This is a genomic window from Pseudomonas sp. NBRC 111130, from assembly GCF_001320485.1.
In the GTDB taxonomy this organism is placed as follows: domain Bacteria; phylum Pseudomonadota; class Gammaproteobacteria; order Pseudomonadales; family Pseudomonadaceae; genus Aquipseudomonas; species Aquipseudomonas vlassakiae.
This window is the reverse complement of sequence record NZ_BCBG01000047.1, coordinates 1-15,281: the sequence shown is the minus strand read 5'-3', so window position 1 is coordinate 15,281 and position 15,281 is coordinate 1. Positions and strand designations below refer to the sequence as shown.

The following is a 15,281-nucleotide window of genomic DNA, read 5'->3' as shown; positions in this document are numbered from 1 at the left end:
ATCATGAGGAAGATATTCACGGCGGCCGCAGTGCTCGCCTTGTCCGCTTGCGCGAGCTACGGCAAGCCGGTGACCCAGGCTCAGCTGGATGCAATTCAGCAGGGAACGACTACCCGCGACGATCTAGTTGCCAGCTTCGGCAAGCCACTGGCTGTGACAAAGAACTCTGACGGCACCCAGATCATGTCTTGGGGTTACTCTTATGTTGGTTTCGCTGGTACCAACTATAAGAGCCAAGGCCTGAGCGTGATACTCGACTCATCCGGCAAGGTAGTCAGCTACACGACAACGGATATGGCGAATCCATATCAGTAAGGAATTAACAAAGCCCGCTTCGGCGGGTTTTTTTTCGCCTGGAGGAAAGCATGGCGAGTCGCTCCCTGGGCACACTGACTCTCGACCTGATTGCAAGGATTGGCGGTTTTCAGCAGGGCATGGATCAAGCCGCCAGATCAACTCAGCGGAGCATGGCTCAGGTTGAGCGTCACGCGGACAGGGCCTCAGCGGCCGTCATGTCCTCCTTCAAAGCCATTGCTGGTGCAGCTGCTGCATATCTCGGCGCCCAGCAGATAGTCCAGTACTCGCAGGCGTGGGTGGGTGTCCAAAACCGAATCAAGCAGGTTTCGGAGACCTTCGAAGATTTCTCCAAGCAGTCTCAGGCGGTCTTCTCGATCGCGCAGAACTCCCAGTCGTCCCTGGACGCAACTGCGGAGCTTTACCAGCGCATCGCAGCGTCTTCTGGCCAGCTTGGCGCAAGTCAAGAGAAGATCGCCCAGGTCACGCAGAACATCAGTAAAGCAATGTCCGCGAGCGGCATTTCTGCTGAAGCGGCCCAGGGTGCGTTGGTACAGCTGGGCCAGGCATTTGCTTCCGGGGTGCTTCGTGGGGAAGAGTTGAACTCTGTCCTCGAGCAGGCCCCTGGCTTGGCCCAGGCGATTGCGGATGGTCTTGGTGTCGCACGCGAGTCGCTTCGCTCAATGGGTGAGGCAGGCAAACTGACTTCCAAGGATGTTTTCGCCGCGATCCTGAATCAGACCAGAGCTATCGATGATTCATTTGCGCGATCGCAGACCACCATCTCCGGAGCTTTCCAGGTGATGGAGAACAGCGCAATCAAGGTCATTGGTACGCTTGACGAGTCGCTTGGCGTGACGAAGACCTTCGTGAGCGCAGTCCTTGAGCTATCCAAAGCGTGGGACACCAATGGCGTTCAAACCTACACGCAGTTGCTGAAAACTGGGCTCTATGTGGCCCTGGCGCGCGTGGCCACAGGGTTTGTAAATTCCAGCGCTGCGAAATGGGCGGATTTCCAGGCTACGAAACAGCAGACTTACATGACCTCGGTCGCCGCTGCCGGCGAGCTCCGCAGGGCCGAGGCAGTTCGTGCCGGGGCTGCCGCTGATGTGGAGGCCGCAGCGCGAGCTGTTGCCAGCGCTAAAGCCAGGGTAAGCGCCGATCGCCAGGTTCTGGCCTCTGATGTTTCGAGGTTGCAGTCTGTTCAGGCGGCGTTGGCTGCTGAGAAAGCGCTGGAAACCCAGAGGCTTCAGGCTCAGATCACTGATGTTGGCCGTCAGCAGGCAGTGGCCAGGATGGCTGAGTTGCGGTTGGCTGAGGTTGCAATTACCAATCAGCTTGCAGCGGCAGAGGCAAAGCTGGCAGCCACAACTCTGGCAACATCCGCCCAGGTCACCGCGGCGATCAACCAGCAAACGGTGGCCAAAGAAGCGCTAGCCGTGGCGACCACGCAGGTTACTGTTGCCCAGACGGCGTCGACTGTAGCAATGGGAGCATGGTTCTCGGCCGCTACCACAATGGGCGCTGCCCTCGTGACGCTGCGGACGGCTGGAGCAGCTGTATTGCGCATGGCTGCCGGATGGCCTGGCCTGATTCTGACCGTTGGCGCGCTGGCGCTGTCCTTCATCGACTTCGGCGACAAAGCCGAAGAGGGCGCCGGCAAGGCGGCGAACGCCTTCGAGGATGCCTCGACGCGCATCCGCCAGGCCTCCAGGTCGATGCTGCCGGAGAACCTGAGCACCCAGTCTTACGACCAGCTGCAGGATCGACTGAAGGGGCTTCAAGCTGAGCTCAAGGAAACGGAAAAGCTGCAGGAGCGATTCCAGAAGGGAGTCGACGACAAGAGCGATGTACCGTTCGAAACGTCGCTCGACGCCTCGAAAGAGAAGGCTGACGCGCTCAAGCTGGCCATCCAGTCGGTGCAGAAGGAGCTCAACAGCTCCCGCCTGGCTTCTGACAAGGAGGGCAGCACCTACCTCAAAAACCTCGAAAAGCAGGCAGTTGTCGCGGGCAAGCTGACCGAGGTCGAGAAGCTGCGAGCGCAAATCGCCGCTGGCGCGGTGAAGTTCTCGCCGGACGACGAAAAAAAGGCCCTGAACGCCGCCGCAGCGATCGACAAGGCGAACAAGGCACTGAAGGAGTCGAAGGCGGGCGACAAGGACAGCAAGGCCCTGGGGCGGCGCTTTGAGGACATTGAGGAGGGTTATCAGCGGCAGATCGAGCTGATCAACACCACTACCGACAAGCGCAAGAATGCAACCGAGGTTGAGAAGCTGGCCTTCGAGATCTCGGCAGGCAAGTTGGAAGGGGTCAACGCCGAGCAGCGCAAGCGCCTGGAAGGTCTTGCGGCAGAGTTGGACGCTAAGAAGGCGCTGCTCAAAGCGGACCAGGATGCCAAAAAGTTAGCTGCTCTCCAGTTCAACCTAGGTGAGGACAACCGCACAGCCAAAGAAGGCTTGGACATGGAGCTTGCTGGCGCTGGCCAGGGAGACAAATATCGCGAGCGCTTCCGAGAAATTCTGTCTATTGAGCAGGACTTCAACAAGCAGCGTCGCGAGATGTACAAGGAGTACAAGGAGGCGGTTCTTGCTGAAGATCCAGACGCTGAAGCGAACTACAAGAAGGAGACCGAGGCGCTCGACAATGCCCTGGCAATTCGCCTTGAGCACCAGCGTAACTTCTACGAGAAGCAGGACGAGATGCAGGGCAATTGGCTCAATGGCGTGCGAGATGCGTGGCAGAACTTCGCTGATGAAGCGAAAAACTACTCCGCCATTGCCTCTGATGCCACGAGCTCTGTTCTCGGGAGCGCCAGAAGCGAGCTCAGTTCGTTCATGTCGGATGTGGCCACTGGTTCGAAGGATGCTGGCGACGGATTGATCGACATGGTGACAGGTTTCGCCAAGTCATTCGTTCAGGCCCTGTCAGACATGGCCGCGCAATGGCTTGTTTATCAAGCCGTGCAGTTAACGGTTGGCAAGACGACTCAAGTGTCCGCAGGGCTGGCGATGGTTGCCAATGCTCAGGCTACTGCGTTTCAGGCGAGCCTGGCTGCGTTCGCGTCTACTGCGGCAATACCGATCGTTGGTCCGGCAATGGCTCCCGCAGCCGCAGCGGCTGCCGCTGCTACTGCAGCACCCATGGTGGCCGGCGTAGCGTCTAGCGCTTTGATGGGCATGGCGCACGACGGTATCGACAGCATCCCGCGAGAGGGCACCTGGCTGCTCGACGGAGGCGAGCGGGTGTTGAACCCGAATCAGAACCAGGACCTGACCCAATACCTGCGCAACGCGAACGATGCTGGCGCGGGCGCTGGGCTGGGCGGCGGCATCACCATCAACGCGCCGGTTACCGTCCAGGCCCAGCCGGGCATGAGCGATGAAGCCGCGCGGCGGCAAGGAGAAATGATGGGGCAGGCGTTCAGGCAAACCATCCGTGAGGTCGTTAACGAAGAGTTCGCCCAGGGCGGCTCGATGTGGAGGCGGTAATGCCCGAGACATTCAGCTTCTGTACCAGGGTCGGCGCCTCTGGCGAGATCAAGCACAGGGTTTGGGAAAACGAGTTTGGGGACGGTTACGTCCAGTCAGGCGGCACTGGCATCAACGGAAGATCGCAGGAATGGTCGCACCAGGCCACGGGGAGCCTGGAGGAGGGGCAGGAGCTTCGCCAGATGCGCGATTTCCTCGACCGCCACGAAGGCTACAAATCGTTTCTCTGGACCCCACCTGGCGGCGCTCCAGGCCGGTACAAGGTCAACGGCTACAAGCTGGACCCGCAAGGCGCCGGGATATTCAAAATCAGCTTCACCATGAAGCAGGTGTTCACCCCTTATTGACCCCGCCCGTGCGGGGTTTCATGTTTCTGAGGCCCCATGACTTTCGAGACCGATATCCAGAAACTCGAGCCGGGCAACCAGATCCGGCTGTATGAGGTGGACGCCACCCGCCTGGGCGGCAACCTCATGCGCTTCCACGGCCACGCCCAGGAAGGCGACATTATCTGGCAGGGCCAGCTGTACGAGCCAATCCAGATCGAGGCCAAGGGCTTCGACATTCGCGGAGACGGTCGACCCGCCACACCAACCCTGCAACTGGCGAACGAAATCGCCGGCGTGCGCGGCGCGGTCACGGCGATGTGCCTGGCGCTCAAGGATCTGGCCGGTGCGCGGGTGAAGGTCATCGAAACCTTCCGGCACTTCCTGGACGCTGCCAACTTCCCGGACGGCAACCCCAATGCGGCAAACCAGGCACGGGAAAACTTGTGGTTCATCGAGCAGAAGACCGAGGAAGACCGCGAGCAGGTAACGTTCCAGCTGTCGAGCCCGCTCGACCTGGGTGGCGTGCAGCTTCCCAGCCAGCAGATCACCAAGCTGTGCCGCTGGGCCACGCGCAACGGGTACCGTGGCGAGGCCTGTGCGTACGCTGGCGCGGCGATGTTCACCAAGCAGAACGAGCCCACGGACAACCCTGCGCTCGATCGCTGCGCCGGCCGTTGGAGCAGCTGCAAGCTTCGCGGAAACACTCGCCGATTCGGCGGTTCTATGGGCGCGAGCCTGATCGCAAGTTCGAGGTAACCATGCGCATCAACCAACAGCTGCAGGCCGCGATCCGCGAGCATGCCGAACGCGCTCACCCGGCGGAAGCCTGCGGCGTGCTGATCAAGACCGAGGCCGGCCGCGAGTACGTGCCATGCCGCAACCTGGCACGGACCCCGCGCGACCAGTTCACGCTGCACCACGAAGACCTGGCCAAGGCCGAAGACCGCGGAACCCTGCTGGCGATCATCCACAGCCATCCGGACGCGAGCCCGCGCCCCAGCATGGCCGACAGAGTCAGTTGCGAGTTGCACGAAGTGCCCTGGGGCATCGTGTCGTGGCCGGGCGGGGATATGGAGTGGTTCAAGCCCACCGGCTACGTCGCCCCGCTGCTGGGGAGAAATTTCTCCCATGGCCTGCTCGACTGCTGGGGCGCATGCCGCGACTGGTATGCCCGCGAGGCCGGGCTGGTGCTGCCGAACTTCGAGCGCAAGGACTTGTGGTGGGAGGAGGCCGAGGGGCCGAGCCTGTACGAGGACAACTTCAAGGGCGCTGGCTTCTACCAGGTCAATGAGCCGCGCCGTGGCGACATGCTGGTCTTCATGGTGCCATCGCCTGGCCGTCCGTGCTTCCACCCGAACCATGCTGCAATCTATCTCGGTGACGAGCCGGCGCTGGTGAGCGAGGACGCTCCAGCCCTTGGCGGGTCCGGCCCGTTCATCTACCACCACATGGCCGGCCGGGCCTCTACTCGCGAAATTTACGGCTGGTCGATGGCCAACCGCTGCCGACTGATCCTCAGGCACAAGGACTACCAGCCATGAAGCGCACCGTGAAGCTCTACGGCGTGCTGCGCAAGCACTTCGGGCGCGAATACCTTCTCGACGTGCAAAGCCCGCGAGACGCGGTGCAGGCGCTGTGCATCATGCTTCCAGGCTTCGAGAAGTTTCTCGCAACAGGGGAGGAGCGCGGCTTGGTGTTCACCGTGTTCTCCGGCCGCCGCAACCTGGCGCCCGAGGAGCTGGACCTGCAGGGCAGCGATGCCGAAGAGATCCGCATCGCACCTATCATCCAAGGCAGCAAGCAAGGCGGCCTGTTCCAGGTGGTGCTCGGCGCCGTGCTGGTGGTCGCCGGGGTCTTCACTGGCGGCCTGAGCTCCGGTGTTGGTATTGCCCTGATGGCTGGTGGTGCTGCGCTGGCGCTGGGCGGTGTCGTGCAGATGCTCTCGCCGACGGCCAAGACCGGCAGCCTGGATCGCAACGAGGACGGCAACAACCCCAGCTACGGGTTCGGCAGCGCCGTCACCACCATCGCCCAGGGCAACCCCTATCCCGTCCTGTACGGCGAGCGTGAGATCGGCGGCGCGATCGAGTCTGGTGGGGTGTACCCACAAGACCAGCTGTAGCCAGCTGAATTACCTGACCTGCTTCGGCAGGTTTTTTGTTTCTGGAGGAATGAATGGGCGCAGAAGTGAAGCGCAGGGCGCGCATGCCTAAGGCGCAGCGGCGCCAGGTCGTCGGACACAAGGGCGGCGCCAAAAAGCAGAAGCAGCCCAGCATTGCCTCGAACAGCGTGCCGTCGATCTCCACGGCGCGCCTGCTCTACCTGTGGAGCTGGGGCCCCATCGTTGGGCCGGTGAACGGGATTCGCTCGGTCAAGCTCGACGGGACGCCGCTCGTGGCCGAAGACGGCACGGTCAACTATCCGGGCGTGAAGTGGCAGTTTCGCTCTGGCGAGTTGCACCAGGACCGCCTGGAAGGTGTGACCGAGTCCAGCAACGAGATCCAGGTAGCGCAGGAACTGCGCACCACCGCGCCCTGGGTGTACTCGATCAACAACCCCGTTATCGATGCGGCACGCGTGCGATTCGGGTGGCCTGTGCTGCAGGCCCAGGACAGTGGCGGCAATATCAACGGCGTGCGCATCGACTATGCGATTGACGTGGCCACCGACGGAGGCCCGTACCAGCAGGTGCTGGCGTCCTACGTAGACCGCAAGAACGTCACCAAGTACGAGCGATCCCACCGCATCGACCTACCGGAGGGTAGCAGCTGGACCATCCGCGCGCGCCGCATCACGCCGGAGGCCAACAGCTCCCTTGTGCAAGACACTATGGTCGTGGAGGCGATCGCCGAGGTGGTCGACAGCGATCAAGAGTACCCGCTGACCGCTGTTGGCTGCGTAGAGTACGACGCCCAGCAGTTCGGCGGGGACTTCCCGAAGATTGCCGTGCTGATGCGCGGTCGCATCGTTCGTGTGCCCATGAACTACGACCCGGAAACCCGCACCTACGCCACTAGCGGCGCTGGTACCAGCGGCGGTATCTGGGATGGCTCGTTCAAGGAGGCTTACACCAACAACCCGGCCTGGGTGTTCTACGACCTGGCGCTGCACCCGTACTACGGGCTCGGGGACCGCATCGACGCAAGCATGATCAATCGCTGGTCGCTGTACCGGATCGCGCAGTGGTGCGACCAACTGGTGCCGGACGGGAAGGGCGGACAGGAGCCGCGCTTCACCTGCAACCTCTACCTGCAGAAGCAGGCCGAGGCCTGGGCCGTGCTGCAGGACCTAGCTGCAATCTTCCATGGCCTGGCCTATTGGGATGGCAACCAGATCGCCGTGAACGCCGACATGCCGCAGGACCCGGTCTACACCTACACCGTGTCGCAGATCCTCGGTGACGGCGCGATCAAGTACACCGGAAGCAAGTGGCGCGACCGGCACAGCCTGGCCATGGTGTCGTTCGACGACCCGGACCAGGGCTTCGAGACCGACAAGGAACCGGTGTTCGACGAAGACGCCATGGCCGAGTATGGGGTTCGCGACGTATCTGTCGAGGCCGTTGGCTGCACCAGCAGGGGCCAGGCGCAGCGCGCCGGCAAGTGGGCATTGCTGACCGAGCAACTGCAGACCCGTGGCGCAACGATCAATGTCGGCGTCGATGGGTACATCCCGAAGCCCGGCACGGTGATCGCGCTGTCCGACCCGATGCTGGCCGGCAGGGCCAACGGCGGCCGGATCGCCGCTGTCGCCGGGCGTGTTGTGACAGTCGACCGTGACGTTGAGGTGCCCACCGGCGCCAGGCTACTGGTCAACCTGCCAAGCGGCAAAACTGAAATGCGGCAGATCCGCTCGGTAGCGGGCCGCCAAATCACCGCGATGGCCGACTTCAGCGAGCCGCCGCAACCGGAGTGTGCCTGGGCGATCGATTACGACGACCTGAAGCTAATGCAGTTCTACGTCCGGAACGTGACCCGGCCGGAATGGACGCGGTTTCAGCTGGAACTGATCCAGCACGAGCCGAGCAAGTTCGACGCCATCGACCACGGCACCATGATCGATGACAGACCAATCAGTGTGCTGCCGCCTGGCGTGCAGGATGCGCCAGCGCGAGTGCTGATCAGCAGCCACTCGGCTGTGGACCAGGGCATTGCGGTCACCACCATGACCATCGGCTGGGACGCTGCACCCGGCGCCGTCGCGTATGACGTGGAATGGCGCTGGGGCTCGCGTGACTGGATAAAGGTGCCGCGCACTGGCGAGCTCTCGGTTGATGTGCGAGGCGTGTATGCCGGCCAGTATCTGGCCCGCGTGCGCGCCGTGAACGCGATGGATGTGGCTTCTATCCCGACCACATCGGTGCTGACCGACGTAGCGGGCAAGACCACGCCACCGCCGGCGCTGGCGTTCCTGCGCACTAAGTCGGAGGTCTTTGGCATTCGTCTGGAGTGGGGCTTCCCGGCTGGCGCGGAGGACACTGCCTACACCGAGCTGCAGATGTCGTCTACGTTCGGCGGAGAGAACCCAGAGGACTTGGGCCGGCAGGCTTACCCGACCTCCAGCTACCTGCACAGCGGGATGGCTGCCGGTGTGCTCAGGTACTTCCGGGGCCGCTTGGTCGACCGCACCGGCAACATCGGGCCATGGTCGGGCTGGATCAATGGCCAATCGAGCGCAGACGCAGACGAAATTCTCGACTACATCACTGGCAAGATCACTGAGACGCAGCTTGGCCAGGATCTGCTCAAGGAAATCGAGAAGATCAGCGGCGACGGCCTCGGGTCGGTAAATGAGCGCTTCAAGGCCGGCGACAAAGCCCTGCAAAGCCAGATCGATTCGCTGTCTGCACAGCTGGCCGATCTGGCTGGCGCCGAGGACTGGGCCGCAAGCAAGCCGTACCTTGCCGGCACCCTGGTTAAGCACGATGGCAAGCTGTACCGAGCGAAGGTGGATGTACCGGCCGGCACGCCCGTGACCGAAGCGGCTTATTGGGAGTACCTGGGCGATTATGCGTCCCTGGGTGACCTGGTCTCTGCGCTGGCAGTACGTGTTGATGGCGTTGAGACCAGCGTGGAGGAGATCAACGGCGAGCTGACCGCGATGGCGAGCCGAATCCTCGGCGTCGAGGCGGCTGTTTCTCCGCGCATGGCTGGCGCAACCAGCTGGCGTGCAGGGGAGCAGGGCGCTTATGCCGGCGCGTTCTCGATCTACTCGGCTTTCGCCCAGGCTGACATGGCGATCGCCAAGCAGGTGACTGAGGTCAAGGCCCAGGTCGACAACAACCTGGCGCGAGTGGTGCGCAGCGTGGAAGCGCTCACGGATGACGTATCGGCCCTGGCCAATACCACTGATACCCTCACAGCGCGCGTCGGCGAGTCTGAGAGCGAGATTCAGAACGTGTCCCAAGCGGTAGTAGACGAGGCTGGTGCACGCACTCAGCAGGTCAGCACGCTCGCCTCTGAGCTGAACGGTACCAAGTTAAGCGTGCAGCAGAATGCTCAGGCTATCGCAACGACCGACGGCAAGTTGCAGGCCATGTACAGCATCAAGGTGGGTATCGATGCGAACGGACGTTACTACTCCGCCGGCATGGGCGTTGGTGTTGAGAACACGCCAGGAGGAATGCAGTCGCAGGTTAACTTCCTGGCTGACCGTTTTGCCGTGATGCAGAACATCAACGGTGTGCCTCAGGCCATGTTTGCCATTGAGAACGGGCAGACAGTAATTGCTTCGGCGTTTATCTCCAAGCTGGCGGTCCAAAACGCGATCGTTGGCGGCTATGTCCAGTCGTCCGAGCAGAGCAACTGGGGAACGCCGATCATGGCGCAAAACTTCGCCAATGGCACTATCGCAACCTATCACCCGACCATGGCCAACACTTACAACGTCATGGATAGGAACGGTATTCGAATCGTAATCAACAACGTGTTGCGCGTCAGAATGGGGACTTGGTAATGCCGACCGGACTGCAAGTTTTTGATGCCTCTGGCAGGATCATGCTCGACACCAATACTCGCTTAGGTCGAATCTATTTAACCTTTTCGTCGGGAGTGTCTAATGGTTTGATGAGCGTTCCCGCACTTGCAGACGGCGGCGAGCCTTTCGTGTTTGTGGAAGATAATTCCGCAGATCTAACGATCGCTACGCCGTACGCATACCCGAATGTTACTGTGAGCGGAACAACCGTGAGCTGGTCCTTCGTCGATTTCTCCTACCCAACTGCAGGCAACCTTGTGCCGCGCCGCGCAGTTAACATTTCTGCAGGGACTTTCTAATGCCAACCGGTCTTCGAGTTGATCTTGAATCAGGTGGAACATTCCAGATTGATTCTGAGGTGAGGGTTTCCACGCTGGCATTTCAGACCACCTACAGCGGACCCTTCACGGCCAACTCTGGTCCGTTCGTGTCGGTGGGCTACTACTTCGATCTAACAGTACCGTCGAATATTACGTCTTTGTTCTTCTCGTCCAGCACCTCGATGTTTATTGCGTTGTGGGCGAAGTCAGGAACCACATGGCGATTCAAAGTATCAGCTCAGGGCACGATCAATATCTACGGATTTGCGGATCAACAGATCGCCCCTTCTAATGTTGGTTTTCAGACCTTTAGTTCGTCCGGGATGCTGACTTTTGACGCTGCCGCTAAGTGGATGAGGATTGCCGATATCGTACGCGGCGCGGCGTCGGGAACCGTCAAAAATTATCCAGCCGACGGAAGGTCATATGCAGCTGGCATAGGGAGTTACCCGAAGCGCGGCGCCGGAGCAGCGCAGGCCGGCGTGCCTTACTGGGTTCAGTTCTCGTACGGCCTCAATATTGGGCCGAATAGTTATGGGGTGGGGGAGCTTCCCATCTCGTCTCGCCCAACTGGTGGGGGTGGAGTGCCACCGCCGCCCTCGTCTCCGGCAATGCAGCCCCCGACGCTGATGCTGGTAGACGTTTCCTATTTCTGACACGGCAGTTACCGAGGAGGCCTAATGGCTCTTGATCAAATCAGACTGGGCACGCCGCCGACCGGCACTGACGGTGACGATGCCCGCACGGCGTTTACTCGCTGCAATAACAACTTCAAATCCCTAGATGATTGGGGTATCACTGGCGTTATGACCAGAAATATCACCAACCTCAACGACGCCAATCAGCCCGGATGGTATGCGGCTCTCGCGGGTGGCGCTGCTAATCTCCCGCCCGGAATAACCTACGCGATGATCTTTGTCGGGGTGCATAACGCTGGATTCGTCGTTCAAGAGGCGACCGACGTTACTTCTGGTAAGTCAGCCACCAGAGTATTCAACGCCAACGGCACTGGTGCTTGGGGCGATTGGCGTACTGACATTGCTGCGGTAGATTTGGGCTCTGCGGCTTTCGCAACATTAACTACGTCGGTACAAGACGCAACACCAGGGCGCGTTCTGCGTGTCAACGATTTCGGGATCGGCGGCAGTGAGTCGCTGTTTAGCGGCAATGCTAACCTCATCAACATCACAAGCTCATACTGGACTCAACCGGGTGCTGCGGGACTACCTACCAGTAATTACGGTTACCTCACCCACGTTCAGAGTCCCGACCCTTACTATGCCAAACAGACTTGGCAGCAATTAAACTTCTCCAGTTACTGGGGGCGGGTTAAGAATGGTGGCACTTGGGGCGCTTGGACAAGGATTAATGCAAACGATAATGCCATCGGTGTCGTATCTACGGACCCTAATCAATCGGCACTATTGGAGTACGGTGGTAATACGAACGGCAGGTATTTAAGGTTTATAGATGGAACTCAGATATGTTGGAGCTGGCAAATCCCGTCAAACAGCGTGGCCCCGAATGCATTTGCTGACGTGAACTGGACAATGCCCATGCCGTTTGTTGACACGGGATATAGTATCCAAGCCAGCAGTCAGCCCACGCAGAATTGGGATTTCTATGGTGTCGTGGGAGCTTACAATAGGGCAACGGGCTCTATTACCATGAGGTTACGCAACGGGGCTTCTTCTGCACAACAATTTTTGTGCGACATCACTGCTATTGGTCGATGGAGGTAATATGGAGTTGATTCTTTCTCCCGTCCGTATGAACGAACGTTTAATTCTCAGCGTCGTTGGGGATGTCATCACCGTAAACGGAGAGTCGTTTGATTTTTCGCCTCTGTTGGAGGGGGCCACCCTGCCCCGCGAGGCTATCCTGTCCGATTGGTTCCCCGGCGACGCTAACCGAGTGGACGGTGTTCTGTCTCTGACAATCAGACTCCCACACGGCCCGTATGCACCTGAGGAGACGCGGTATCCGAAGCCGATTATAGTGGAGGCAGCGGGGCCCGTAAGCCTTCCTACGTTCGGCGAGCCTCCCGTCGTCGATGGACCACCGATGAATGAGGTCGACGAGAATGATTAATATTGACTGGTCGCAAATGATCACTGCCGAAATGAAGGCCGAACAAGCGGCTAAAGAACTCTTGGCCAAGGTTCAAGGTGAAATCGCCCGACTGCGCGCCTTGGCCGATGTGGCCATTGCCCCATTGCAGGACGCAGTCGATATTAACGACGCCACCCCGAACGAGGAGGCGATGCTCAAGTCTTGGAAGAAGTTTCGGGTTGCACTGAACCGTCTTCCCGATCAGCCAGGCTACCCCGCCGACATCGACTGGCCCGCGCCGCCGGCCTGACCGACACCAAACCACCGACCGCCGCCTGGCGGTATTTTTTTGCCTGGAGAAAACCCATGACCCAGTCCCAGCCTCGGGGTGTACGCAACCGAAACCCCGGCAACATCGATTTCAACCCGCGCAACGACTGGCAGGGCCAGATCGGCAAAGAGCCTGGCGGCCGCTTCGCCATCTTCGACACGGCAGAGAATGGCATCCGCGCCCTGGGCAAGTTGCTTATCAACTACCGAGGCAAGGACGGCATGCCTGGTGTGGGCGGGAAGGGCATCGACACCGTGCTCGAGACCATCAATCGCTGGGCCCCTAGCAACGAGAACGACACCCAGGCTTATGCCTCGGCGGTGGCCAAGCGCATCGGCGTGCGTCCCACTGATCCGATCAACATAAAAGACCCGACCACACTACGCGGCATGGTGGTCAGCATCATCATCCACGAGAACGGTGGTAACCCATACGCCCAGGCCGTCATAGATGAGGGCGTTCGGAGGGCGCTGGTATGACGTCTTTGGCCATCAGGGTGGCAGTTTTGCTGGCGCTGCTGGCTTCGTACTGGGGCGTCTACCAGCACGGTCGATCAGTAGAGCGAGCAGAGGCTGCAACAGCAACGGCAAAACGCGATAGCGGTGACCGGCTGGCCGAGATCATCGGAGAGCGCGGCGCCCGACAGGAAGAACAGCGACGCGCCCAGGCGCAAGAGGAGGCGAGAGCTCATGCCCAAGAACAACGAACGACTGCTGATGCTGGTGCTGCTGGGGCCGATGCTGCTGGCCAGCGGCTGCGCGACGAAGCTGGAAAGCTCGCCGCCACCGTCAGTTGCCCCGGCGCGGATACCGCCGCTGTCGCCCGAGGCCAGGCAGCCACCCGCGCCGCCATGGTGCTCTCCGACCTGCTCACACGGGCTGATGCTCGAGCGGGAGAGCTGGCGAAAGCTTATGACCGAGCAAGAATAGCGGGCCAGCTCTGTGAGGCGTCCTATAATGCCCTGATCAATTGATGGGGGGGCGAGCGATGCAGCGATCTGTCGGAGAAATCGCCAAGTTCGGCGAACTACGTCTGCGAGAGGCTCTTGAGGCTATCAAGGCGCACAAAGACGCTAAGGACGGGGGCGCACCTACACGAGAGGTTGAGCGCTTGCGGTTGCTGGCTGATGAGCTGTATGAGGCAGTTATTGAGTATCGACTGATGCTCTCGGGAAATTTGAGCGACCCGTCCATAGGTATAGCCGCCCCAGCTTACAAGGAGGAGCAGCAGTGATCGTGGATAAGGTTAGTGTGTCTGGTAATTCGCTGTCTCATTGATCGGAGGGGGAAATGGAGAAGGGCACTTTCATCGGAATGATTGAGGCGGGAGAGCCCCTGGTGAAGGAGGCTCTCGATGCCATGCGTGCTTATTACCAGGCGCAGGATGAAGGAAGACCCGCTGAAGAAGTCGAGCGCCTGCGCCTGCTCGCCGAATCGTTATTCCAGGCCGTATCCGACTATCAGTTGCGGGTCGTGACCAAGGCTAGGGGGAGGGAACTGCCCAAGCTCAACTGAGGTGACTCTGCCTAGGCTAGGCGATACCAAAAAAGCCCAGATTTTCACCTGGGCTTCATGGACTTTTTTGCAGAGACAGCTGGTTCAGATGATACCGTTACGCTTGATTCTCTTAGGCTTGAGCGGCTTGCTCTTCCAGCGGAGAGCCAGGCGCTCGATATCTGCGAAATAACTCGACACTCTGGATCGTTCGCGCACAGCCTCAATGAACGGGAGGGCCTGGGTGTACAGATTGATCAACGTGGTGTTGTGCGTGTAGCGCAGCATCCTCTCGCAATAGATGCCTTCGTCGATGCCGATACTTATACGCTCCCAGTAGTTCAGTACATAGCTGATCTTCTGAGTTTTTTCCTTTTGTGACGCGTGTTTCGCTGCCTCAGCTGGATCAGAAGGCACCTCGCGATTCTTCGGGAAGACGGCCCGAATATTTCCATTTGGATCGTCGTGGAGCTGCCTGATGACTTCATAGCCCTCGCTAAGCTTCTCGTCGCTCCTGCTTCCGAACATAAGGTCAGCGGTCTGCTTTCGTCTGGCGATAATTTTACTGGTGACCACGGATGCAATCGCTGTTGCCAACCCAAGTATCAACAGCACGTTACGCAAAATCTCGGAGCCCAGAGCCTCAAGCACCTGAGGCGTGGTCTGACACACCATATCCATGTGAAATCTCGACGAAAAAAATGGAGACCTTCAGGTCTCCATTCTTGTGGGAGGGGTGAGCAACTGCTTTACAGGCCTTCGTACTCTTCACGCTTGGTCATCACGTTCATACTCATGAGAACTCCTTCAGTTAACCTAGCGGCATCGCTAGCGCTCGCGATTTCATCTTGGTGGCGGCTGACACGTTTGTCAACCTGCTCCGGCAATCCGTCATCGGTCATGCTGTCATAAAGCTGGCATTACCAGCCCAAATCGACCCCTCCAGGCACAAAAAAAGCACTACAAGGTTTCTGTAAGTGCTTGTTTTGTATGGGGTG

General features: G+C 59.8%; 15 protein-coding genes. 14 read left to right on the top strand and 1 reads right to left on the bottom strand.

Annotated features, from left to right (window positions below):
• Positions 1 to 3: 3 nt before the first annotated feature.
• From APH33_RS19040 to APH33_RS18975, 14 genes are all read left to right on the top strand, one after another.
• A complete protein-coding gene (locus APH33_RS19040) occupies positions 4 to 315 on the top strand; it encodes a hypothetical protein (RefSeq protein WP_054886650.1) in 312 nt (103 codons plus the stop codon).
• A 50-nt stretch (positions 316 to 365) separates the two neighbouring features.
• Positions 366 to 3,782, top strand: coding sequence for a phage tail tape measure protein (locus tag APH33_RS19035; RefSeq protein WP_054886649.1), 3,417 nt, complete (start codon positions 366 to 368; stop codon positions 3,780 to 3,782).
• The gene (locus APH33_RS19030) at positions 3,782 to 4,129 is read left to right on the top strand and encodes a phage tail protein (protein WP_054886648.1); all 348 of its coding nucleotides are present in this window, start codon (positions 3,782 to 3,784) and stop codon (positions 4,127 to 4,129) included. Before APH33_RS19035 ends, APH33_RS19030 begins: the two co-directional genes overlap by 1 nt.
• Positions 4,130 to 4,165: 36 nt before the next feature.
• Complete coding sequence (locus tag APH33_RS19025) at positions 4,166 to 4,867, top strand: phage minor tail protein L (protein ID WP_054886647.1); 702 nt, start codon at positions 4,166 to 4,168, stop codon at positions 4,865 to 4,867.
• 2 nt (positions 4,868 to 4,869) lie between these two features.
• Complete coding sequence (locus APH33_RS19020) at positions 4,870 to 5,652, top strand: C40 family peptidase (protein ID WP_054886646.1); 783 nt, start codon at positions 4,870 to 4,872, stop codon at positions 5,650 to 5,652.
• Positions 5,649 to 6,233, top strand: a complete 585-nt coding sequence (locus tag APH33_RS19015; RefSeq protein WP_054886645.1) for a tail assembly protein — start codon at positions 5,649 to 5,651, stop codon at positions 6,231 to 6,233. Before APH33_RS19020 ends, APH33_RS19015 begins: the two co-directional genes overlap by 4 nt.
• A 53-nt stretch (positions 6,234 to 6,286) precedes the next feature.
• Positions 6,287 to 10,066 (top strand): DUF1983 domain-containing protein, encoded by a 3,780-nt coding sequence (locus tag APH33_RS19010; RefSeq protein WP_054886644.1) that lies wholly within the window; start codon positions 6,287 to 6,289, stop codon positions 10,064 to 10,066.
• The gene (locus APH33_RS27240) at positions 10,066 to 10,386 is read left to right on the top strand and encodes a hypothetical protein (protein WP_156351987.1); all 321 of its coding nucleotides are present in this window, start codon (positions 10,066 to 10,068) and stop codon (positions 10,384 to 10,386) included. The genes APH33_RS19010 and APH33_RS27240 overlap by 1 nt, the downstream gene beginning before the upstream one ends.
• Complete coding sequence (locus APH33_RS27235) at positions 10,386 to 11,063, top strand: hypothetical protein (protein ID WP_156351984.1); 678 nt, start codon at positions 10,386 to 10,388, stop codon at positions 11,061 to 11,063. Before APH33_RS27240 ends, APH33_RS27235 begins: the two co-directional genes overlap by 1 nt.
• A 24-nt stretch (positions 11,064 to 11,087) precedes the next feature.
• The gene (locus tag APH33_RS19005; protein ID WP_054886643.1) at positions 11,088 to 12,149 is read left to right on the top strand and encodes a pyocin knob domain-containing protein; all 1,062 of its coding nucleotides are present in this window, start codon (positions 11,088 to 11,090) and stop codon (positions 12,147 to 12,149) included.
• Positions 12,150 to 12,490: 341 nt separating this feature from the next.
• Positions 12,491 to 12,769, top strand: coding sequence for a tail fiber assembly protein (locus tag APH33_RS18995; RefSeq protein WP_054886641.1), 279 nt, complete (start codon positions 12,491 to 12,493; stop codon positions 12,767 to 12,769).
• Positions 12,770 to 12,825: 56 nt separating this feature from the next.
• Entirely contained in the window at positions 12,826 to 13,269 is a 444-nt protein-coding gene (locus APH33_RS18990; protein WP_054886640.1) for a structural protein P5, read from the top strand.
• Positions 13,266 to 13,763, top strand: coding sequence for a DUF2514 domain-containing protein (locus APH33_RS18985; protein WP_054886639.1), 498 nt, complete (start codon positions 13,266 to 13,268; stop codon positions 13,761 to 13,763). Before APH33_RS18990 ends, APH33_RS18985 begins: the two co-directional genes overlap by 4 nt.
• Before the next feature lie 316 nt (positions 13,764 to 14,079).
• Positions 14,080 to 14,304 carry a hypothetical protein gene (locus APH33_RS18975; RefSeq protein ID WP_054886638.1) on the top strand — a complete coding sequence of 75 codons (225 nt, stop codon included), beginning with the start codon at positions 14,080 to 14,082 and terminating at the stop codon, positions 14,302 to 14,304.
• Between the two features lie 84 nt (positions 14,305 to 14,388).
• On the opposite strand, the gene APH33_RS18970 is transcribed toward APH33_RS18975, so the two are convergent.
• Positions 14,389 to 14,964, bottom strand: a complete 576-nt coding sequence (locus APH33_RS18970) for a DUF4760 domain-containing protein (RefSeq protein WP_054886637.1) — start codon at positions 14,962 to 14,964, stop codon at positions 14,389 to 14,391.
• Positions 14,965 to 15,281 lie beyond the last annotated feature (317 nt).